Source organism: Bacillus sp. FSL K6-2819 (genome assembly GCF_038008305.1).
GTDB classification, from domain to species: Bacteria; Bacillota; Bacilli; order Bacillales; family Bacillaceae; genus Bacillus; species Bacillus amyloliquefaciens.
Genome location: NZ_JBBOYV010000001.1, coordinates 560,001 through 580,427, shown reverse-complemented (window position 1 = coordinate 580,427; position 20,427 = coordinate 560,001). Strand labels below are relative to the sequence as shown.

At 43.8% G+C, this 20,427-nt stretch carries 30 protein-coding genes, 2 tRNA genes and 1 rRNA gene; 9 read left to right on the top strand and 24 right to left on the bottom strand.

The annotated features are described in order from the left end of the window. Positions 1 to 22: 22 nt before the first annotated feature. The 8 genes from MHH91_RS03080 to MHH91_RS03045 all read right to left on the bottom strand — a co-directional run bounded on the left by MHH91_RS03080 (position 23) and on the right by MHH91_RS03045 (position 4,313). Positions 23 to 862: a recombinase RecT gene (locus tag MHH91_RS03080; protein ID WP_013351197.1), complete on the bottom strand. Its 840-nt coding sequence runs from the start codon at positions 860 to 862 to the stop codon at positions 23 to 25. 2 nt (positions 863 to 864) lie between these two features. Continuing rightward, entirely contained in the window at positions 865 to 1,815 is a 951-nt protein-coding gene (locus tag MHH91_RS03075) for a YqaJ viral recombinase family nuclease (protein WP_014471495.1), read from the bottom strand. Beyond that, on the bottom strand, positions 1,815 to 2,000 hold the full coding sequence (locus MHH91_RS03070; protein ID WP_013351194.1) for a hypothetical protein: 186 nt from the start codon (positions 1,998 to 2,000) through the stop codon (positions 1,815 to 1,817). Before MHH91_RS03070 ends, MHH91_RS03075 begins: the two co-directional genes overlap by 1 nt. Before the next feature lie 101 nt (positions 2,001 to 2,101). Further along, positions 2,102 to 2,299, bottom strand: a complete 198-nt coding sequence (locus tag MHH91_RS03065) for a YqaI family protein (protein ID WP_013351193.1) — start codon at positions 2,297 to 2,299, stop codon at positions 2,102 to 2,104. Next, complete coding sequence (locus tag MHH91_RS03060; protein WP_013351192.1) at positions 2,296 to 2,553, bottom strand: YqaH family protein; 258 nt, start codon at positions 2,551 to 2,553, stop codon at positions 2,296 to 2,298. Before MHH91_RS03060 ends, MHH91_RS03065 begins: the two co-directional genes overlap by 4 nt. Beyond that, the gene (locus tag MHH91_RS03055; RefSeq protein WP_003155916.1) at positions 2,550 to 3,122 is read right to left on the bottom strand and encodes a helix-turn-helix domain-containing protein; all 573 of its coding nucleotides are present in this window, start codon (positions 3,120 to 3,122) and stop codon (positions 2,550 to 2,552) included. Before MHH91_RS03055 ends, MHH91_RS03060 begins: the two co-directional genes overlap by 4 nt. A 109-nt stretch (positions 3,123 to 3,231) precedes the next feature. After that, a complete protein-coding gene (locus MHH91_RS03050; RefSeq protein ID WP_003155918.1) occupies positions 3,232 to 4,002 on the bottom strand; it encodes a phage antirepressor Ant in 771 nt (256 codons plus the stop codon). Further along, positions 3,999 to 4,313 carry a hypothetical protein gene (locus MHH91_RS03045; protein ID WP_014471492.1) on the bottom strand — a complete coding sequence of 105 codons (315 nt, stop codon included), beginning with the start codon at positions 4,311 to 4,313 and terminating at the stop codon, positions 3,999 to 4,001. The genes MHH91_RS03050 and MHH91_RS03045 overlap by 4 nt, the downstream gene beginning before the upstream one ends. 80 nt (positions 4,314 to 4,393) lie before the next feature. Between MHH91_RS03045 and MHH91_RS03040 the strand changes: the two genes are divergently transcribed. After that, complete coding sequence (locus MHH91_RS03040) at positions 4,394 to 4,639, top strand: hypothetical protein (RefSeq protein WP_003155923.1); 246 nt, start codon at positions 4,394 to 4,396, stop codon at positions 4,637 to 4,639. Here the strand turns inward: MHH91_RS03040 and MHH91_RS03035 are convergent. Together MHH91_RS03035 and MHH91_RS03030 are read right to left on the bottom strand one after the other, a co-directional pair. Beyond that, on the bottom strand, positions 4,623 to 4,802 hold the full coding sequence (locus tag MHH91_RS03035; RefSeq protein WP_014471490.1) for a hypothetical protein: 180 nt from the start codon (positions 4,800 to 4,802) through the stop codon (positions 4,623 to 4,625). The two genes, MHH91_RS03040 and MHH91_RS03035, sit on opposite strands and share 17 nt — an antisense overlap. Before the next feature lie 42 nt (positions 4,803 to 4,844). Continuing rightward, positions 4,845 to 5,087, bottom strand: a complete 243-nt coding sequence (locus tag MHH91_RS03030) for a helix-turn-helix transcriptional regulator (RefSeq protein WP_020953913.1) — start codon at positions 5,085 to 5,087, stop codon at positions 4,845 to 4,847. Positions 5,088 to 5,220: 133 nt separating this feature from the next. Between MHH91_RS03030 and MHH91_RS03025 the strand changes: the two genes are divergently transcribed. From MHH91_RS03025 to MHH91_RS03005, 5 genes are all read left to right on the top strand, one after another. Next, entirely contained in the window at positions 5,221 to 5,601 is a 381-nt protein-coding gene (locus tag MHH91_RS03025; RefSeq protein ID WP_014471489.1) for a helix-turn-helix domain-containing protein, read from the top strand. A gap of 267 nt (positions 5,602 to 5,868) precedes the next feature. Beyond that, the gene (locus tag MHH91_RS03020; RefSeq protein WP_020953912.1) at positions 5,869 to 6,390 is read left to right on the top strand and encodes a hypothetical protein; all 522 of its coding nucleotides are present in this window, start codon (positions 5,869 to 5,871) and stop codon (positions 6,388 to 6,390) included. Positions 6,391 to 6,403: 13 nt separating this feature from the next. Beyond that, entirely contained in the window at positions 6,404 to 6,751 is a 348-nt protein-coding gene (locus tag MHH91_RS03015; protein ID WP_013351188.1) for a DUF4064 domain-containing protein, read from the top strand. 191 nt (positions 6,752 to 6,942) lie between these two features. Continuing rightward, positions 6,943 to 7,416: an ImmA/IrrE family metallo-endopeptidase gene (locus MHH91_RS03010; protein WP_340976905.1), complete on the top strand. Its 474-nt coding sequence runs from the start codon at positions 6,943 to 6,945 to the stop codon at positions 7,414 to 7,416. Positions 7,417 to 7,427: 11 nt separating this feature from the next. Next, the gene (locus tag MHH91_RS03005) at positions 7,428 to 8,639 is read left to right on the top strand and encodes a site-specific integrase (RefSeq protein WP_139885658.1); all 1,212 of its coding nucleotides are present in this window, start codon (positions 7,428 to 7,430) and stop codon (positions 8,637 to 8,639) included. A gap of 78 nt (positions 8,640 to 8,717) precedes the next feature. Here the strand turns inward: MHH91_RS03005 and groL are convergent, their stop codons facing one another. Beyond that, positions 8,718 to 10,352 (bottom strand): chaperonin GroEL, encoded by a 1,635-nt coding sequence (gene groL / locus MHH91_RS03000; protein WP_013351186.1) that lies wholly within the window; start codon positions 10,350 to 10,352, stop codon positions 8,718 to 8,720. Positions 10,353 to 10,393: 41 nt separating this feature from the next. Next, a complete protein-coding gene (gene groES, locus MHH91_RS02995) occupies positions 10,394 to 10,678 on the bottom strand; it encodes a co-chaperone GroES (protein ID WP_013351185.1) in 285 nt (94 codons plus the stop codon). A gap of 236 nt (positions 10,679 to 10,914) precedes the next feature. Between groES and MHH91_RS02990 the strand changes: the two genes are divergently transcribed. Together MHH91_RS02990 and MHH91_RS02985 are read left to right on the top strand one after the other, a co-directional pair. Then, positions 10,915 to 11,649 carry a CPBP family intramembrane glutamic endopeptidase gene (locus MHH91_RS02990; protein ID WP_013351184.1) on the top strand — a complete coding sequence of 245 codons (735 nt, stop codon included), beginning with the start codon at positions 10,915 to 10,917 and terminating at the stop codon, positions 11,647 to 11,649. Further along, complete coding sequence (locus tag MHH91_RS02985; RefSeq protein WP_003155975.1) at positions 11,646 to 11,837, top strand: YdiK family protein; 192 nt, start codon at positions 11,646 to 11,648, stop codon at positions 11,835 to 11,837. Before MHH91_RS02990 ends, MHH91_RS02985 begins: the two co-directional genes overlap by 4 nt. A 38-nt stretch (positions 11,838 to 11,875) precedes the next feature. On the opposite strand, the gene tatC is transcribed toward MHH91_RS02985, so the two are convergent. From tatC to moaC, 4 genes are read right to left on the bottom strand one after another with little or no spacing between them, the layout of a single operon-like run. After that, positions 11,876 to 12,637, bottom strand: coding sequence for a twin-arginine translocase subunit TatC (gene tatC / locus MHH91_RS02980; RefSeq protein WP_088030482.1), 762 nt, complete (start codon positions 12,635 to 12,637; stop codon positions 11,876 to 11,878). A gap of 6 nt (positions 12,638 to 12,643) precedes the next feature. After that, positions 12,644 to 12,814 carry a twin-arginine translocase TatA/TatE family subunit gene (locus MHH91_RS02975; protein ID WP_003155981.1) on the bottom strand — a complete coding sequence of 57 codons (171 nt, stop codon included), beginning with the start codon at positions 12,812 to 12,814 and terminating at the stop codon, positions 12,644 to 12,646. A gap of 18 nt (positions 12,815 to 12,832) precedes the next feature. After that, positions 12,833 to 13,480 (bottom strand): redox-sensing transcriptional repressor Rex, encoded by a 648-nt coding sequence (locus tag MHH91_RS02970; protein ID WP_013351182.1) that lies wholly within the window; start codon positions 13,478 to 13,480, stop codon positions 12,833 to 12,835. Continuing rightward, positions 13,477 to 13,989: a cyclic pyranopterin monophosphate synthase MoaC gene (moaC, locus tag MHH91_RS02965; RefSeq protein ID WP_003155986.1), complete on the bottom strand. Its 513-nt coding sequence runs from the start codon at positions 13,987 to 13,989 to the stop codon at positions 13,477 to 13,479. Before moaC ends, MHH91_RS02970 begins: the two co-directional genes overlap by 4 nt. Before the next feature lie 139 nt (positions 13,990 to 14,128). Between moaC and MHH91_RS02960 the strand changes: the two genes are divergently transcribed. Continuing rightward, complete coding sequence (locus MHH91_RS02960; RefSeq protein WP_014469833.1) at positions 14,129 to 16,057, top strand: ABC-F family ATP-binding cassette domain-containing protein; 1,929 nt, start codon at positions 14,129 to 14,131, stop codon at positions 16,055 to 16,057. Between the two features lie 223 nt (positions 16,058 to 16,280). Here the strand turns inward: MHH91_RS02960 and tsaD are convergent, their stop codons facing one another. The 8 genes from tsaD to rrf all read right to left on the bottom strand — a co-directional run bounded on the left by tsaD (position 16,281) and on the right by rrf (position 20,398). Continuing rightward, positions 16,281 to 17,321, bottom strand: coding sequence for a tRNA (adenosine(37)-N6)-threonylcarbamoyltransferase complex transferase subunit TsaD (tsaD, locus tag MHH91_RS02955; RefSeq protein WP_013351180.1), 1,041 nt, complete (start codon positions 17,319 to 17,321; stop codon positions 16,281 to 16,283). Beyond that, on the bottom strand, positions 17,314 to 17,769 hold the full coding sequence (gene rimI / locus MHH91_RS02950) for a ribosomal protein S18-alanine N-acetyltransferase (RefSeq protein WP_013351179.1): 456 nt from the start codon (positions 17,767 to 17,769) through the stop codon (positions 17,314 to 17,316). Before rimI ends, tsaD begins: the two co-directional genes overlap by 8 nt. A 10-nt stretch (positions 17,770 to 17,779) precedes the next feature. Further along, positions 17,780 to 18,469, bottom strand: coding sequence for a tRNA (adenosine(37)-N6)-threonylcarbamoyltransferase complex dimerization subunit type 1 TsaB (gene tsaB / locus MHH91_RS02945; RefSeq protein WP_013351178.1), 690 nt, complete (start codon positions 18,467 to 18,469; stop codon positions 17,780 to 17,782). After that, positions 18,450 to 18,926 carry a tRNA (adenosine(37)-N6)-threonylcarbamoyltransferase complex ATPase subunit type 1 TsaE gene (gene tsaE / locus MHH91_RS02940; RefSeq protein ID WP_013351177.1) on the bottom strand — a complete coding sequence of 159 codons (477 nt, stop codon included), beginning with the start codon at positions 18,924 to 18,926 and terminating at the stop codon, positions 18,450 to 18,452. Before tsaE ends, tsaB begins: the two co-directional genes overlap by 20 nt. A gap of 15 nt (positions 18,927 to 18,941) precedes the next feature. Further along, on the bottom strand, positions 18,942 to 19,919 hold the full coding sequence (gene thiL / locus MHH91_RS02935; RefSeq protein ID WP_014469832.1) for a thiamine-phosphate kinase: 978 nt from the start codon (positions 19,917 to 19,919) through the stop codon (positions 18,942 to 18,944). Positions 19,920 to 20,098: 179 nt separating this feature from the next. Beyond that, a tRNA-Asp gene (locus tag MHH91_RS02930) sits at positions 20,099 to 20,175 on the bottom strand. 11 nt (positions 20,176 to 20,186) lie between these two features. After that, positions 20,187 to 20,263: transfer RNA gene (locus MHH91_RS02925), tRNA-Met, on the bottom strand. 19 nt (positions 20,264 to 20,282) lie between these two features. After that, a 5S ribosomal RNA gene (gene rrf / locus MHH91_RS02920) occupies positions 20,283 to 20,398 on the bottom strand. Between the last annotated feature and the right edge of the window lie 29 nt (positions 20,399 to 20,427).

Below are 20,427 nucleotides of genomic sequence, written 5' to 3'. Positions count from 1 at the left end.
GTAACAGAAAGGGATGCCAACCTTAATCAAATGGCAGGTCATTTTCACTAATATCAACAGGCTTACCATCAAAAGGATCAGCATTCTGCGCGCTTGGCTTTTCTTCCGGTGCTTCAGCATCAATAATCTCTGGCTCTGCCATTGCGTCAGTAATGTCAATCCGCTCACGTTCCTCGTTATCCTCGATGACTGCCTTTTGCATTTCAACGGAGAGAATCCCCCATTTACTAAGCATGGATTTAAGAACGGTTTTAAGCGCCATTGCGTCCCAGTCCTTGCCCCAGCCAAAGTCCGACTTACTAAACTTCTTTTTGTGTTTCTCTACTTGCGTCTTTGTCCAATACACTGTTTTCCGGAAACCGTTTAAAAGCTCAAAGTAAGCAGCGTAGCCAATAACCGCATCTGATTCCCGTTTTTCAAAATCAATCTCTATTTCCTCGGTTAGTGGGTTCCACTTTTGCAATTCTCCTTTATGGACAGGTATGCAATTGATAGATTTATATTGGCCTGTCCGCAAAGCAAGCTGAATGTATCCTTTGTAACCAAGCTGAAATTGCGCGCGCCCTTTATACGGAACGATCCAGGCATAACCCAAGTTCTTATCCACTGGCAGATCAAGCGTTGCCGCCACCATAGCCGATGAAATTACACTCATAGGTTCTGCTTTTTGAAGAGTATTTTCACTGTTGTACAGACTTAAAATTGATGCTGTGAATTGAGACGCCCTTTTCCCCAGAACTTCTTCAAACCGGTTCATGACTGCCGGAGAAGAAAGCAGGCCTTTCATCGTTGTTCCCTGCGGCTGCCCTGGCGCGTTATTCTGTTTTTGAATGTTATTTTTAAGTGATTCATTTGTAGCCATATTTAGCTAACCTCCTTAATTCCAAAGCGTCTGTATTGAACTTCTTTTGTGACTTTCTCATATACATCTGGAAACTGCTCTTTCAGTTTATTAGTGTCGATCCGGTTAGTTATAACCGGTTTCCAGCTGGTCTGATAGTTTCCAATGAATCCGTATTCTGCTTCCTTCATTTCGTGCTTGATTTGGTTTTCTAATTCTTTCGCCTGCAATTGCAATTCAGCGATGCTTTCCTTTAATTGCAAATACTGCTTTATCCGTTCACGGTTTACCGCTGTAAGATCAATAACCTTGTTGCTTTCCGTTTCCGCATACCTTTTTTTCAGATATTCTTCTGCTGCGCTTGATCCGTCCAATGCGGGAGCAACCCCACCCAACACCGCAGTATTCCAAAACTCGACTTCGGCAGTGAATATCATTTCGATTAATTCATCATCCCGCTCAATTTCTTTCCAGACGAATTTATTGCCGCCGATCAGAACAGCAAAGTATGCTTTTTTATACTCGGGACCAAGCACTCCAAGATAGTGCTGGACCTGAACAATATAGTCAGCAGGGATCTCGTCATTTTCCCATTCTTTCAAGTTGTATTCCGATGTGGTCTTACATTCCAGAATGGCCTTTTCTCCAACGATCATTCGGTCAATATTCGCCAAAATGAAATCATGTTCAGGATGCTTCAGCATGGACCTTTTACGCCTAACTTTTTTCCCGCTCCGCACTTCAAATTCTTTTGCGACAATGTCCTCAAGGATTGAGCCGAAGTAAGCCGCCTCACTGGCTGACTCACTGACCGGGACTTGTCCCGTTTTGTCCAGCCATAATTCAAATGCGGTTCTCCATTTGTTTAACCCCAAGATTACGGAGGCATCTGAACCGCCGATGCCCTTCCGTCGCTCAAGAAGCCATTCGTCCCGACTCATGTCCGCTGTCGAAGCGAAAACCTCTGCTTGCATTAAATAATCCCTGCCTTTCTTTTGTATGCTTCCGCACCAAGCCGCTGCCATTCTCGGTATGCGTCCATTGACGGGAAGGAAAATATGGGTTTGCCTTTACTGAACATGATTGAGCCGCCGACTTCTCTCAGGCGCTGTTGATCGTCCGCCCGGTCACTGAAAGATGCTGTTATTCGTTTAGCCATGTATAAAACCTCCATTGTTTTTTATGGGGCGTTTTGGTATAATAGGAATACAATCAATTACCAAAACGCCTTACCTAGTCCACTCTGCCAAGTGGGCTTTTTTATTGCGCTGAATGAAACCTAAATCCGAGTTGTTCCTTTAAATAGCGTTTAAGATTGTCTTGTAAAATCATCTCGCCGCTGTCGATTACATAATTATCTGCTGACGTTACTTCATCCCCGAAAAAGTCCTTTTTTGTTTCCGGTTCAGTCGCCTTGTCATGCCAGTTGTTCAAGACCATTGGATTTTCAATATTCATTGTGAACACCTACTTACAACACTCAGGTGAATCCCTCGGGCCGCCATATTTAAAACGGTTTGATGTAAGCGCCCTTTATTCGCCAGTCGGCTGATATCCTCTGTAAGAACCTTGATGCTCCCTGCAAGACTGATAGCTTCTTCATAATCGCCATCCCGTAACGCCTCCGATAGCATGATAGAGAGCTCTTCCGCCGACTCGATTTTTCTTTTTGCTGAATCTGCATCCGATTTAAGAAACTGATTGATCTTCATACCAGCACCGCCTGCCTTTCTTCTGTTTTCGCCATTGCAACCTGACTCATTAGCGCTTTCCGTGTCCACCTTTCAGCCAGTTCCTTCATGTTCAGTCCATGACTACGGGCCAGCGAATATATCAGCGTTTTGTTTGCCGGAATTAGATCAAAAATCTGCTTAATATCGGCCATGGGCAGTTCTTCAGGTTGTCGGCCTGGCCTATCGTTTGCCAGCCAGCGCGCTAAATGCCTTGTTGCTTGCAATGCTTCTTCAAGCTGATGAATCATATTGATTACCGCCGCGCTTGCGCTCTCGTTAAGTGCTGGATCAATTGGTGCCGCCGTCGTCGGGTGAAGTTTGAAAAGGTAATGTACCAGATCAATATGTTCGTACGCCTCGCACGCCTCAAACCACTTGATGCATAATTCCGGAGTAAGCTTACTGAATCCATTTTCAACGTCCGAAACATACCGCTGATCTTTCCCCCCTATCAAATTACCAATCTGATACTGTGCAAGTCCTGCCGCTTTGCGGACACTACGCATGATCCGGGGTAGATTATGCAAATTGTATGGGTTGTTCTCCATATGTTTGCCTCCTGATATATCCAGTTATTCACTGGTAAAATTTAATTAATGAAGGGACAAGCTTGTCCTTTTCTCGAACATTAATCTCCCCAAATTTGTGGAGATTGTTTCAAGCTGTTTCTGATGAAATGAATTTATTCACAAAATAAATCTGACCTTTTCCCGTAACCTTTGGCGTTCGGGTAGTTCTAATTGAACCATCAGGGTTATTCATTGTTCTCTTCTTAATTTCAAAGAGACCCAAATCCATACTTCGCTGTGTTGGTAGATTGAAAGACTCGCCTGTCTTACGAATTAAATAACCATTATCACGGAGCCATTGAAATAACTTGTTAGGTCCAATCTTTACGCCGTTCTGTTGAATGATTTTCGCTAACTCGCCAACAAGCACAGATGATTCAGATGCTTCCACGGCTTCGGCAAAAAGAGCTTTTGGCTTCATAGATTCAATTTGCTTATTTTGCTCCTTTAGTGCGTGAAGAGTTGTTTTGAAAAATAATTTGGTATTTTCGTCTGCGTTGGACAAATACGTCTGAATGAACTGTTCATCATTTGCGACATATCCCCCAGTTTTTCTGATTGTGGGTATAACTTCAAAGGCTAACCAATCTTGAAATTGTTCGGCAATTTGATTAGATGCTCTAAAAGCCAGCTTGTACACCAATGGTTCAGGAATAAAATCACCTTTCTCTACTTCTGGAAAGTTATCCGGAAGGTAAGTATTCACACGGCTCCATCGGATTGTTACGTTGCCACTTTTGGCAACGGTAGTGAGGCCTAAATTCCGAGCAACTTGCTCGGCATCAAAAAGGATTTGATCATTCTCAATTTTGGCTGCAACTTCGAAAATTTCATTTTTGAATGTTTGTAAATTATTCATGCAGAAGCTCCTTTCTGATAGTATGCGGTGTTCTCAGCAACCCAACGCGTGTTGCTCTCAATCCATTTAAAAAGCAAAGTCGTAGGGACTTTTTTGCCACATTCTTCGTTAACCGGAAAATCCGGACGGGCCATCAGTTCCGCCATTTTAGTGGGACCGCACCGCAGCACCTCCATCGCTTCAGTTCTCGTCAAGATGTGAGGAAGCTGGTTCAAAGAGCTGAGCCGCTCTACCAGCATGTCTGTTGCTCTATCAGCAATTTTGGCAGCGATCTGTTCAATGAATTTCTCATCGTATTGCATAGTGAACATATAAAAAACCTCCTTTACAATGAGCTTTATAATCTCTCACTTTCATGTGGTAAAATATGCATGGAAGGTGGTGAGATTTAATGGCTTCTACTAAGGTTTACGCTTGCCTTTGTGGTGAATGGGTTGACTTGACTAGTGATCCGGACTGCAAAATAGGTGAATCTATGTCTTCTCCATACATATGGTGGGAAGAAGGTGCTTCAATTTGGAGCCCTAATTCTAAAGAAGAGCACACGATGTATCAGCAAGATTACGTTAATATTTATTACAAAAATGCTGAATATCGCATTCACCCAATGTTTATCCAAATCAAGTATTCATCCTAAATTCACGTTTAAGGTTAGCTTCTAACAGTTCTGGGTCGTCAAACTGCAATTTGGCGGCTTTAGAACTGAACAGTACGTCCACATGTTGTTTAACACGGAACCACTCGGATTGAGTCATACCATTCAATAAATTTTTAATTTGTTCCAGCTTTTTTTGATCCATAATTTTGACCTCCTATGCTGTAGGGGAATCCTTTTTTCATCCCTAGCATTTTTTTAGAACCTCTGATAAGCACGATTCGTGAAGTTGTTCTGTAAAAAAAATTTCTTGAACGGACTTGTTGTAGTATTTAGCAATTTTCATCTTAATTTCATCACGAGGTATACGTTTACCTGACTCATACATCGCTAAAGCACTCTCGCTTATCTCCAGAGCCTCAGCGATGTGAGATCGCGGTTTTTTATTTCTGAGCTCTTGGAGTTTAGCTCCAATGATCTGTTTATTCATTTAGCACCATCCTTTACATTTCGTGTTGTTCTGAAATCTATATTAAACCGCACATTACGTAAAGTCAAGACGTTTTGTGAAGTTTTTTCTAAAAAGTCACGAATCGTGATATTATACTAAATAGGTGATGTATATGAGGTTTGGCGACCAATTAAGACAATTAAGAAAGCAAAGAAAGCTTTCACAAAAGAGTTTAGGGCAAAAATTCGGCTTGGCTGAAAGCACTATAAGCATGTATGAAAGGAACGAAAGAGAACCCGATTATGCTACTCTTGTTAAGTTTGCAGATTTTTTTGATGTTTCCACGGATTTTCTGCTGAGAGGAGAAGATTATTATAGAGATAAGGCCCGAGAACTCCGCAAACAAAATGATGTCCGATTTGCCGCTGTCGATGGTCGGGAGTTCTCTGATAGTGAAAAAGAGGAGATTCTTGCTGACGCATTAAGGCGCATTGACGGAATCGAAAAAATTATTGAAGAGAGATTCAAAAAGAAGAATGAAGATAAGAATTAATTATTTATTATTGTTTTGTTTAGTTTAAATAATGCTGAACAGATCGCTTTAATTTTTAAAGTTTAGTGTTAAGTTGACTGATGTTCAACTTTAATTTTTAAAGCGAAGCTTGTAATGAAACCTTCAGTTATTTTCCTTTCAAATGAACTTAGCTTTTTTAGCACACCTCATGAAATTATTAGCAAAATTGGTAATCACCCCTTGAATTTTCAACAATTATAGTCGATTATATATAGGTATTCTATTATATGAACTGGGGGAATCAGGTTGAAAAAGTGGTTAGTTTTATTCATGTCTCTGGGCTTGGCTCTAGCTTTAGCAGCATGCGGGTCGACAGACGATGTCTCTACTGGCAGCAGTGATTCAAAAGACAAAAAAACTGAAGAGAAGAAAGACGACAGCTCCAAAAAGATTGACGCTAGTAAGCAATCTACAGAAGCACTAGGAATGAAAATTAACCTGGGCGACGTCAAGATTATGAAAGATAAAATAAATGTTGGGCTTAACATTGAAAACACTACAGGAAAAGTCCTTACTTTTTATCCCGATCAAGGTAATGCAGTCATTGGCAGCATGCAATTATCGGCAAATATGTTCCTGACTGACGGAGAAGTCGGCGGAGACGTTCAAGGCGGAGTGAAACAGGAAGGTGTACTTGAGTTTTCAGCGCCGGACGGAAAAGAAATTGATGTTGATAAAGTCAAAGAAATCAAATTAAATTTCGGTGATGTGGTCACAGATGACTTCATGAAAACTAAAGCAGTAACAATCACTGTACCAGTTAAGTAAGGGAGAGTTAACAATGAAAAGAACAACAGAATTTGTTTTAGGCTTATTGGGCGGAATTTTCGGTTTTATTGGAGCAATTATGGCATTAATTATCGGTGGACTCGATGCCTCTTTTAATTCAAGTGGCACAAGCGATATAATTGGTTTGGGCTGGGGCGCTGTTTTCTTATCAATCTTAGGCATCGTTGCTTCAGTTGTAGTTAAGAAGAAACCTAAAGTCGGTGGAGTATTACTTCTCATTTCAGGAATCGGTGGATTGATTTGTATATCCCTCTTCTATTTACTACCTGCTGTTCTTCTTATTATCCCTGGTATCATGGGACTTGTCAGAAAAGATAAAACAGTAACGACAGCAGCTTAAAGAAAGGCCCTTGATAGGGCTTTTCTTTTCCAGTAAACACAGAACAAACGTTCTTAATAATTCTACTATAATCTATTTATGGACACATTTACCGGTGTAAAATGGTACATTTTTCCCCTATAATTACATACAAGCAAACATATTTACCACATTTTAAGCATTGACAAGGTAATGAGGGGGTCAATTACAGCATGGGGTATACACAAAGTCACTTAGAGGATTGGATCGAAAGTTTCCTCAGGGAACACAAAATAACAACGCCTTTAGAACTTAAACTTGTTAAATTATGCAGGAAGCTCAATGTATTTGTACTTTTTGATGATCGGGAAAGTTATATGTTAGATATTGGGGGTGTTCATATCGTAGGCATAAACAACCGGTTAAGCTATCAACAGCAACGATCGGATTTAGCTCATGAGTTATGGCACATCTTATTGGAGGGCGGCGATAACGAGATCATGCCGCCCCACTGGAGACAGTACCAAGAATCAAAAGCAGGTTATTTTTCGTATCACTTTTGTGTTCCAACATTCATGCTGCGGCAACTGAACTTACCTTCAGATGAGGAAGCCGCTGCACGGTTGGTATCGGATACATTCAAGGTGACTTTTGATTTTGCAAAAAAGAGATTAAGAATTTACTTTAATAAATTAAACTATCGTTAAGGAGGATTAAAATGGTTGTCTTTAAAAAGGAGAAATCAAAGCGTTCATCCAAGGGGTATACTTGGTATTTCGTAATGGAAAACGGCCGCGATCCAAGAACAGGAAAACGCAGACAAATAAAAAGACGTGGTTTCCAATCAAAAGCATCGGCGGAAGCCGCTTATCTTGAATTGAAAACGAAGCTCATTTCAGGGATTGATGTCGGGAAAGAGAACATTCTTTTTCAGGAAATCAAAGACCTATGGTACAAGGAATACAAGCATACCGTCAAAGTCAGTACCCTGCGAGCACGAAAAAGTGAAATAGAGAGTTTGGAAGAATACTTCGGAAAGATGAAAATTAAAGATATAACCAGGGGTGTTTATCAGAAGTTTTTAGATTATCTGAGGGAAGAAAATTATTCCTTTAATACAATAAGTGGTATCCACACTACAGCAAGCATGATCTTCAAATATGCGAGACAAGAGGATATCATAAGCAAAAGCCCGACGGAATTTGTAAAACCTCAGCGTCCAAAGCTTACAGTAGAAGATATTGAATCTCAAGAAGAAGTCGAAAACTTTCTTGAAGGAGAAGAACTTGTTGAGTTTTTAGACCTTACAGAAAAACACGGCCTTTTTCTCGACTTTGAATATTTCTGCATGGCTGCATTTACAGGCACTCGTTCCGGGGAGCGATTGGCCGGCAAATGGAGAGACTTAACTTTAGAGGGAGACGACCTCAAAACATTTCGAGTTACCAAAACGCTTTATTGCCCATCAAACAAAGCATCTGACTATGAACTGTTGCCACCGAAAACGCCAGCTGCTGTTCGGGATGTTCCTTTGTCGGACTTTTTAGCATCGTTGTTAAAAAGACTGAAGCTCAAACAAGCTAAAATAGCATATGCGAATGGGCGAACATTCAGTGATGATGATTTTATATTCGCTCGTCCTGACGGCCACCCTGAGAACATTAAAAAGATGGATACCAGAATGAGAAGGATTTTAAAACGGATGGACATAAACAAACATATTACCCAGCATACTTTTAGGCACACATTCACTTCGCTTGCTGCTGAAGCAGATGTACCTTTAGAAGAGATACAAAAAATATTAGGCCATCAAAATGATGACATAACGAAAAAAGTCTATTTACACACTACTAGAAAAACCAAAGAAATAACTTCGCAAAAATTCAATTCTTTCATAGGTGACCTCTCAATGAAAATACAGTTATCATGACTCCTATGTGACCAAAATGTGACCAATTTCATAAAACAAAAAGAAAAACCCCTTGAAATCAAGGGGTTTTGGCACTCTTTACATCATTCCGCCCATACCGCCCATGCCGCCCATGTCAGGCATTCCTGCGCCGCCGGCATTTTCTTCTGGTTTGTCAGCAACAACCGCTTCAGTTGTTAATAGCATTGCTGCTACAGAAGCTGCGTTTTGAAGTGCAGAACGTGTAACTTTTGTCGGGTCAACGATTCCTTTTTCGATCATGTTTACCCATTCGCCAGTTGCAGCGTTGAAGCCTACGCCGATTTCTTCGTTTTTCAGGCGCTCAACGATGACAGATCCTTCAAGACCAGCGTTGTGCGCGATTTGACGGATCGGCTCTTCAAGCGCGCGAAGCACGATGTTGATACCTGTTTGCGCATCGCCTTCAGCTTCAACTGCAGCGACTTTGTTATATACGTTGACAAGCGCTGTACCACCGCCGGATACGATGCCTTCTTCAACAGCTGCGCGAGTTGAGTTGAGGGCGTCTTCGATGCGAAGTTTACGCTCTTTCAGCTCAGTTTCAGTCGCAGCGCCGACTTTGATGACAGCTACGCCGCCAGCAAGTTTCGCAAGACGCTCTTGTAATTTTTCTCTGTCGAATTCAGAAGTTGTTTCTTCCACTTGAGCACGGATTTGGTTGACGCGTGCAGCAATTTTTTCAGTATCGCCGGCGCCTTCTACGATTGTTGTGTTTTCTTTCGTTACCACAACTTTAGAAGCGCGTCCCAATTGTCCGATTTCAGTAGATTTCAGGTCAAGACCTAAATCTTCTGTGATGACTTCTCCGCCAGTAAGAACAGAGATGTCTTCAAGCATTGCTTTACGACGGTCACCGAAGCCAGGAGCTTTAACGGCAACAGCGTTGAATGTGCCGCGAAGTTTGTTGACAACGAGTGTAGCAAGAGCTTCACCTTCAACATCTTCAGCGATCAGAAGCAATGGTTTGCCTTGCTGTACAACTTGCTCAAGCACAGGAAGGATTTCTTGAATGTTTGTGATTTTTTTGTCTGTGATTAAGATGTAAGGATTATCAAGAACCGCTTCCATCTTATCAGAGTCAGTCACCATGTAAGGAGACGCATATCCGCGGTCGAATTGCATACCTTCAACCACTTCAAGCTCAGTTGTGAAGCCTTTAGACTCTTCGATTGTGATAACGCCGTCGTTTCCTACGCGCTCCATTGCTTCAGCGATAAGGCTTCCGACTTCCTCATCAGCAGCAGAGATTGCAGCAACCTGAGCGATAGACTCTTTGCCTTCGATCGGCTTAGAAATTTCTTTTAAGTTTTCGATTGCCACGGTTACGGCTTGTTCCATACCTTTACGCACGCCGACAGGATTAGCTCCCGCAGTTACGTTTTTAAGGCCTTCGCGGATCATAGCCTGTGCAAGCACAGTCGCAGTCGTCGTACCGTCACCGGCAACGTCGTTTGTTTTGCTGGCTACTTCAGCTACAAGCTTCGCACCCATGTTTTCAAACGCATCTTCAAGTTCAATTTCTTTTGCGATTGTCACACCGTCATTTGTAATTAACGGAGAACCGAATTTTTTCTCCAGAACCACGTTGCGTCCTTTTGGCCCTAAAGTTACTTTTACAGCGTCAGCAAGCGCATCGACACCGCGAAGCATAGCGCGGCGTGCTTCTTCACTAAACTTAATATCTTTTGCCATGTTAACGAAACCTCCTCGAATTTTTAAAAATATTTATTTGCTTAGCCGATAACAGCTAAAATGTCGCTTTCACGTAAGATTAAGTATTCAGCACCTTCGTATTTCACTTCAGTACCGGCGTATTTTGAGAAGATAATGCGGTCGCCCTCTTTTACTTCTAAAGCAACGCGCTCTCCGCTTTCCAACACGCGACCTGAACCAGCTGCCACGATTTTGCCTTCTTGCGGCTTTTCTTTTGCAGAATCCGGTAATACGATTCCGCTGGCAGTTTTTTCTTCAGATTCTACGAGTTCAATGACAACGCGATCACCTAATGGCTTTAACAATGTAATAACCTCCTCAATAGTATGAATATGTAATTTTAGCACTCAGCTCTAAAGAGTGCTAACACATTTATTATAATAAAGAATCTCACTTCCAATTTCAAGTCATAAGAATAAAAAATTTTCACGCTTACATGATTCTCTCTTACACCGATTTTCTCCTTTTTTCACGTCAAGTTCACTTGTGTTACAATAAGAACAAATAAGTTGATTTTATAGGATAAAGGAGTACATATCATTTGAGAAAACAGTATTGGTATATCATTTTGACATATGTTATCATGCAGCTTTCCGCATTGATCGGCATTCCTTTAATGTACAGATTCGGCTATGCGGGCGGGCAGCCTACGAATGCGAATCTCACCATGGCTCAGGGGATTTATTCCGTCGTAAGCTTTTTTATCTGCCTGATTATCGTTCTCCTGATTTTGAGAACCGCGCCGAAGCAGACATTAAGAAACGGGAAGAAAGCATCCGCCGGCATGTCCATTCTTTGGGCGGTCGCGGGAATATGGCTCGCTTTATTTTCTCAGGGAATTGCCGGGATGATTGAGCAGTATGTCTTTCACGTGAACAGCGGTTCGGAAAACACGAAAGCCATTCTCAACATTATCAAAGCCATGCCGCTTATGATTATCGTTTCTTCTATCGTCGGTCCGATTCTTGAAGAAATCATTTTCCGGAAGATCATCTTCGGTGTATTATATGAAAAAACGAATTTCTTTATCGCCGGACTGATCAGTTCCGTCATTTTCGGCATTGTGCACCAGGACCTCACACACCTGCTGCTTTACACGGCCATGGGCTTTACCTTTGCGTTCTTGTATGTGCAGACGAAACGGATTATTGTGCCGATATTCGCCCATGTCATGATGAATACCATTGTCGTGGTCATGCAGCTCGGCCCCGCCCAAAAATATATTGAACAGCATAGTGAGCAAATGCAATTAATTATTGGAGGATTGTTTGTATGAGGAACCCAATGACTTGGGGCTTGATTTATTTCGCAGTCGGCTGTATCTTTACGTATTTGGCCGCAAGCTCGCCGGGAAGCATGTGGTCTTTTTATTCCATACTGCTGATGGTTTTCGCCGCTTATAATATCAGCATCTCGTTTAAAATGTTCGCTTTCTCATTTAAAGTGAAGAAAAATCAAAAATAAAAGAAAAGCCATTTCTCATCATTGAGAAATGGCTTTTTTTATGCTGATACATCCTGGTCAGATTCGCTGCTGCCGGTCTGCTTTTTCCGATATGCGGCTTTTGAAATAAGAATACTGATCTCGTATAAAATGCAAAGCGGAATCGTAATCATCATGTGAGACAGCAGCTCAGGCGGCGCAATCATCGCGGCGATCACAAGCAGCACAAAATACGCGTACTTCCTGATTTTCGATAAAAACATCGGCGTTACAACACCGAGCCTCGTCAAAAACATGATCAGCACCGGCATCTGAAACAGCAGCCCGAACGGAATTGTCAGCTGCAGCAGAAAATGAAAGTACTCGCTGATTCCGATCACCTGATTGACATCCAAGTCATTCGAAACCCGCTTCATAAAATCAACGACCAGCGGAAATAAAATATAATAAGAAAATGACACACCGCTGACAAACAGCACGATTGAAATCGGAATATAGCTGAGTGTTACTTTGCGTTCCTTCTCATACAGCCCCGGACTGACAAACGCCCAAATCTGATATAGAATAATCGGCGAAGTCAAAATGATGCCGATAATAAACGCGAACTGCAAAAAGATAAACAGCGGATCCGTCAGGTTAAAAGCATTAAGGGTGAGCTCTTTTACTTCATCGGCTTTTTGAAGATACACAATGATAGGTTTTGCCAGAAAAAAGCCGGCAATAAAGAAAACCGCAAAGGATAACGCCACAATCAGCAATCGTTTCCGAAGTTCGGCAATATGCTCCACAAGCGTCATTTGATTCACTCTCATACGTGTCATCCTATCTTACTGTTCTTCTTTCTTTTTTTCCTCTTCTTCACCGGCTAATCCTTTAGTAGCGTTCTTAAATTCTCGAAGCGTGTCCCCCGCAGCTTTTCCTAATTCGGGAAGCTTCTTCGGACCGAAAATAATCACCGCCACCACACCGATAACCGCCAGGCTTCCAGGACCGATCATGTGCAGCTCCTCCTTTCGTTATTCAATTTCTTCCAAAACAGAATAATGCTTTAAGAAATAAACCAATGATTGAAGCTCTACAGCTAAATCTATATGATGAATTCGAATGTGATCCGGCACATTCAAACGGGCCGGCGTAAAGTTAAGGATTCCCTTGATTCCGAGCGCCACGAGCCGGTCGGTGATTGACTGAGCGGCAACCGCCGGAACGGTGAGAATCGCCACGGGTTCATCCTTAATGTGAAGCTCTAAATCATCAAGATCAAAGACAGGCACACCGCCTACCTCAGTTCCTATTTTACTCTGATTCACATCAAAAGCCATAGATATTTTTGTGTTATTATTTTTTGTGAAATTATAGTGAAGAAACGCTGTCCCTAAATTCCCGACACCGATCAAAATGACATTTGTCGTTTCATCCTGATCCAGTGTTTTTCTGAAAAATGACAGCAGGTAATCCACATTATAGCCGTATCCTTTTTTGCCGAGCGCCCCGAAATAGGAAAAATCCCGGCGGATCGTGGCCGAATCGACTTTTACCGCATCGCTCAGTTCAGCTGAGGAAACACGCTGCTTTCCTGACGCGTGTAAATTCTTTAAAAAGCGATAATAAAGCGGCAGCCGTTTTGCCGTCGCCTGCGGAATTTTTGATTGATCCTTGTTCATGATTGGTCCTCCACTTTATACTCAGATGCATCTCTTTTAAAATCACCGTTTTTGCCGCCCGTTTTTTCCATGAGGCAGGTCGGGCCGATGACCATTCCTTTATCCAGCGCCTTGCACATGTCATAAACGGTCAATGCGCAGACTGAAGCGGAAGTTAGCGCTTCCATTTCCACACCTGTACTCCCTTTCGTTTTTACGCTTGCCTGTATATGAAGAACGGCTTCGGAATCCTTTTCCTCCCAGCCGAATGAAATGTCGACGCTGCTTAAAGAAAGCGGGTGGCACATCGGGATAATCGCTGACGTCTGCTTTGCAGCCATGATTCCGGCCACCTGTGCGACAGCCAGCACGTCTCCTTTTCCGATCTCCCGGTTTTTGATTCTGCTGTACACGTCATGCTTCATGTGTACGCTCGATATCGCAGCGGCAGTACGGACTGTTGAAGATTTATCGCTTATATCCACCATGCGGGCACGGCCTTCTTCATTAAAATGAGAAAATCCATTCATATTTAAACTCTCCTTACTTCTGATCATACACTATTTTCTCCCTGATGTCTTATCCTATAATGTTCCAATTCTGATGTATTGTTTGCTGACAGCAGGTTGATAAGCTACACTTAACTTATTATAACAGAGGTGAAATAATATGATGATCTTACAAATTAATCAGCTATCCAAATCTTTTGGCGCTGATCCTATTTTAAACAATATAAAGCTTGAAGTCAGATCCCGGGATCGCATCGCCATTGTAGGCAGAAACGGAGCCGGCAAATCAACTCTCCTTAAAATTATCGCAGGTCACCTTTCATATGAAAAGGGTGAATTAATCAAACCGAAAGAATTAACGATGGGATACCTTGCCCAGCACACAGGCATGGAATCTCAGCTTACCATAAAAGAAGAATTGCTGAGTGTTTTTGATTTCCTGAAAGCAATGGAAAAAGAAATGCGCTCTATTGAAGAAAAGATGGCCACTGCCGCCCCGGCGGAGCTTGAGACGCTGATGAAAACCTATGACAGGCTTCAGCAGGACTTCAAGAATAAAGGCGGCTATCAATATGAAGCGGATGTCCGGTCTGTCCTTCACGGCCTCGGCTTCGGCAAATTTGACGATTCCGTGAAAGTGCAAAGCCTGAGCGGCGGTCAGAAAACAAGGCTTGCTCTCGGAAAGCTCCTTTTGACCCAGCCTGATCTGCTTATTTTGGATGAACCGACGAACCATCTCGACATCGACACGCTCACATGGCTTGAGCATTATTTACAGGGATATTCTGGCGCCATCCTGATCGTCTCCCACGACAGATACTTTCTTGATAAAGTCGTCAGCCAAGTGTACGAGGTCTCACGGACAGAAAGCAAAAAATACCTCGGCAACTACAGCGCCTATTTAGAACAAAAAGCCGAGCAGTACGAGAAAGACCTGAAGCTGTATGAAAAACAGCAGGACGAAATCGCCAAGCTTCAAGATTTTGTCGACCGCAATCTGGCCAGAGCATCAACAACGAAAAGAGCCCAGAGCAGACGAAAACAGCTTGAACGGATGGATGTCATGGCAAAGCCGCTCGGTGATGAAAAATCAGCAGCCTTCCGTTTTGAAATTACAAAACAGAGCGGCAACGACGTGCTTCGCGTACAGGATGTCTCCATCAGCTACGACGGCCAGCCTCCGCTTTTGAAAAACCTGACCTTCGGCGTTACAAGAGGCGAAAGCGCCGCCCTTGTCGGACCCAACGGAATCGGCAAGTCAACCTTGCTGAAAACCATTATGAACACGCTCAGTCCGGAATCCGGGTCGATCTCGTACGGTTCCAATGTCACAATCGGCTATTACGATCAGGAGCAGGCTGAACTGACCTCGTCCAAACGCGTCTTGGACGAGCTGTGGGATGAATATCCGGACATGCCGGAAAAAGAGATCAGGACATGCCTCGGCAATTTTCTGTTCAGCGGGGACGATGTCTTAAAACCGGTCCGTTCTTTAAGCGGCGGTGAGAAAGCAAGAGTCGCGCTTGCCAAGCTGATGCTTCAAAAAGCAAACTTTCTCATCCTTGATGAACCGACAAACCACCTTGACCTCGACAGTAAAGAAGTGCTGGAAAACGCCCTGATCGACTATCCGGGCACACTGTTATTTGTATCGCATGACCGCTACTTTATTAACAGGATCGCCACAAGGGTGCTTGAGCTGTCTCAAGACCATGCAGAAGAATATTTGGGAGACTATGACTATTACACCGAGAAAAAAGCCCAGCAGCTCGAACTGGAAGAAATGAAGCGGCAGGAAAAGGAGCAAGCACAGCCTGCCGGCAAGGTCAAACAGGACACGAAAAGAACATATGAAGAAGAAAAAGAATGGAAGAAGAAAGAGCGGCAGCGCCTGAGACGCATTGAAGAAATCGAAGCGGCCGTCTCATCCGCTGAAGAGAAAATCAGCGCCAATGAGGAGCTGCTGTGCGACCCTGAGGTGTATCAGGATCATGAAAAAGTACAGACCATTCACGCTGAGAACGAAGCACTGAATCAAGAGCTGGAACAATTATTAGCGGAATGGGAAGAACTCTCATCAGAAGAATAGTAAAAGTCAAGCACCTCTTTAAGGGGTGCTTTTTTATCCACATCTTTCTTCCTTGTCAGCCATTTAAGTAAGCGCTTTATACACACTATCCACAAAATTTTCTGACTTTATCCACTTTACTCACAACTCGCAGCCCCTTATCCAGTATGGATTTCTGAATATATACACAATCCTGTGGATATGTTTGAATTATCTGTTAATAAGTCAAAAAAAGCCTCACGTTTTACAACGTGAGACGATCAAAAGACATTAATTCCAAACCAGGCTGTCCGTTCATATCGTATGAACCCCGAATCCCCTTTTCAAAAGCAACAGTTCCGGCAGCCGCAATCATCGCTGCATTGTCCGTGCATAAAGAAAGCGGCGGGATGATAAGTTCAGGATCTCCCGCATGGCTGAATTCCTGCTGCAGCGCGGCTCTCAAGCCCTTGTTCGCGGCTACGCCCCCTGCAAGCAGCACTTGTTTAACTCCGTATTCTTTGGCGGCCTTAGAGGTTTTTGCCGTCAGTACATCAATGACACTCTGCTGAAAGCTCGCGGCAAGATCCTCCGGAGGAATCACCTCATTTTTTTGCGAGGCGTTATGAAGCGTGTTAATCACGGCTGACTTTAAGCCGCTGAAGCTGAAATTGTAAGATCCTTCTTCCAGCCACGCGCGCGGAAGCGGAATGGAGTCCGTTCCCACAGCAGCCAGCTTATCAATCTGCGGCCCTCCCGGATAAGGAAGCCCCATCGTTCTTGCCACTTTGTCGTATGCTTCACCTGCTGCATCGTCCAGCGTTTCACCGATAACATCGAAGGAACCGTGCTCTTTCATATAGACCAATTCCGTATGTCCGCCCGACACAACCAAAGCAAGCGCCGGGAACTGAAGCTCTCCTATCAGCCTGTTTGCATAAATATGGCCGGCAATATGATGAACGCCGACTAACGGAATTTGATGGGCGAAGCTTAACGCCTTTGCCGCATTGACGCCGATTAAAAGAGCCCCGACAAGACCCGGTCCTTCCGTTACGGCAATCGCGTCAAGGTCATCTAAGCCCAACTCCGCTTGTAAAAGAGCTTCCTCAATCACAAGGGTAATCTGTTCCACATGATGTCTGGACGCAATTTCAGGTACGACCCCGCCGAACCGTTTATGGCTTTCAATTTGAGAAGCGACAACGTTTGAAATGATGTCTTTCCCGTTTTTCACGACTGAAGCCGCTGTTTCATCACAGCTTGTTTCGATTCCTAATACATATATATCTTGTTTTTCACTCATGTAATGTCACCCACATTAATAACGCATCTTCCCCGTTATCTGTATAGTATTGTTTTCTGATTCCTCCGGCCTGAAGACCGAATTTTTTATATAAGGATTGGGCGGGATGATTTGAGACCCTGACTTCGAGAGAGAGCCTTCTTGCCTTTTTTTCTCTGCACAATTCTATCGCAGAGCCAAACAGCGCTTCTCCCAATGATTGGCCCCGGTATTCCGGCTTAATGGCTATGTTCGTAATCTGCGCGTCATCTATAATAATCCAGATTCCGCAATAACCTGCCAGACAGCCGTCCTTTTCAATGACAAGGTAGTGCGCATACGGATTTTCCAAAAGCTCATGATAAAATGAATCCTTCGTCCACGGAGAAGTGAAGGATGCTGTTTCAATTTCATAAATTTGATCAATATCTTCCGGCCGCATGCTTCGAATCGCCGTTTTCGTTTTCATCCCCATCACCCTATTTTTGAGATTCCATCCATTTCGCTTCAGCCTCTGCCAGACGCAAATAATCCGGAACAAGGCTGTGGACATCCGCTTCTTCTTTTTCCAAGCCTAAAAACGCCAGCTCTGACGGCCGCGGATTATGCTGCGCAGCCGTTCCTATCACTGCTTGAGAAGCCAATTCATGTTTAATGGTTTCTTCATGAATGGCTGTATCGTGCCCTAAAAATAAAACCGGAGACGCTTTTTCTCTCAGCATGCCAAGCCAATCAGTCAAAAGCACATTCTGGTCAGGAAGAACGGATTGTAATCGGCCGTCCTGATATTCATAAAGACCCGTATACACTTGTCCGCGACGGGCGTCAAATAACGGGCAGATCAGCCCTTGAAAGTGCCGTCCGTTAGCCGCCAGCACCTCCAGGCTCGATACAGCGGAAATCGGAAGCTTCAGCGACCAGGCCAATGTCTTCGCCAGCGTCACACCGATTCTGACACCTGTGTACGATCCCGGCCCTTTCGCCACTACTATTTTCGTAAGGTCCTGCGGTGTTAAACCGCAATCCGCCAGCAATGAATTGACAGCAGGCATCGCCCGCACGGAATGATTCTTTTTTAAATATGTAATATACTCCGCCATCACCGTTTTTTCACGAACGAGCGCGGCACCCAGCGTGTAATTTGACGTATCAATTGCCAGTATTGTCATGTTTACTTATCTCCTCACAAAGCGTTTCATACCGTGTTCCGCAAGCCGTAAAGGTAATGTCCCTTTCCTCATCACCGGCTCTCTTGATGACGATCTGCAGCCGTTCGACAGGCAGCTGCTCCTGAATTAAATGAGCCCATTCAATTAAACAGACGCCTTGTCCCTCAAAGTATTCTTCAAGTCCCAAGTCTTCGCTTTCATCCTCCATGCGATAAACATCCATATGATATAGAGGAAGCGAACCGTCATGGTATTCTTTTATAATTGTGAAAGTCGGGCTGTTTACCACTCTCGTGATCCCCAGACCTTCGGCAAAACCCTTTGTAAAAGTCGTTTTTCCCGCGCCTAAGTCGCCTTCCAGTGTCAGAATATCTCCCGGCTTTGCCAAAGAAGCGGCAAGCTTGGCAACGGCTTTTGTTTCTTCGGGGTTTTTCGTTCTCCATTGTAATGTCTTCAAAGTGAGTCACCCGTCTTATTTAAAATGATTGTATCCTTTTTTCTCAAGGACGATTTGTCTCTGATCATTGGCTGTCATAAGAACACTTGCTTCCTTCCGTTCAGAAACTGCTCCAATCTTAGCAATCGGAATGCCTGATTGAGTGCAGTAATCAAGCAAAGAAGTCCACTCTTGCTGAGATACCGTTCCAACCAATTCAAAATCTTCACCGCCGAATAACACCCATTTCTCCCACTGAGGATCCGCCTCAGGTAAATCCGGATGCACGGGCAGAAGCTGTTCTTCAATTTCTATCGTAACTGAACTTGACTCAGCTATTTCATGCAGCTCACTGGCCAATCCGTCACTGATATCATTCAGAGCCGCTCGCTGAAGCTGGGAGCAAAAGCGGCCGACCTGGACCCTCGGAACGGGCCGTTTATGTTTTTTGATAAAATAATCACTCGTGTGAAAAGCAGAGGGAGGTGTTTCTCCCAATAAAAGAGACAGCCCAGCTGCGGACGAACCGATATCTCCCGTAACAAAAACAACATCCCCGGGCCTTGCCGAGCTTCGCAGACAAGCGCGATCCTTTTCGACTTCTCCGATGACAGTAACAGTAATAACGGCTTGACCGGAAGCGGAGACGGTATCTCCTCCGATCAAATCCATCCGGTATAGTTTCGCCAGTTCCGCCATCCCTTCATACATTGCCTGGACATCAGCTTTCTGCCAGCAAGAAGGAACCGCAAGAGATACCAGATAAAACTTCGGAATGCCTCCCATCGCCGCCACATCACTAATGTTAACAGCAAGCGCCTTATAACCGATATCTTGAGGAGAGGAATACTCTGATTTAAAATGGACATCCTCCACCATCGTATCAAGGCAGACAATTTGCTGCATATGAGATGATGCTGTATAAACTGCACCATCATCACCGATCCCTACATTGACGGAAGGATGATAATGCGTATGCGGCGTAATACTGTGAATCAAATCAAACTCGTCCATGTTTCTCCCGTCTCCCTTTCTGACGCTCTTGTGAACAGCTCTTTCTAGTGTATCGGATTATGTTTCAATATCCAAGACTTTAACGATATAAAAGAAAGCTTGGTTAGATACCAAGCTGCCAGCATTTAAAAGAAAACACAAAAAAAACGAAAACATGATCGTTTCGTTTACAATGAAAATGGCGGTCCGGACGGGACTCGAACCCGCGACCTCCTGCGTGACAGGCAGGCATTCTAACCAACTGAACTACCGGACCATTTTTATTTTTGGTTGCGGGGGCAGGATTTGAACCTGCGACCTTCGGGTTATGAGCCCGACGAGCTACCGAACTGCTCCACCCCGCGATGATAAAATTTTAGAAAAGCTTGGCGGCGTCCTACTCTCACAGGGGGAAACCCCCGACTACCATCGGCGCTGAAGAGCTTAACTTCCGTGTTCGGCATGGGAACGGGTGTGACCTCTTCGCTATCGCCACCAAACCATTGAGAGTGTTCTCTCAAAACTAGAT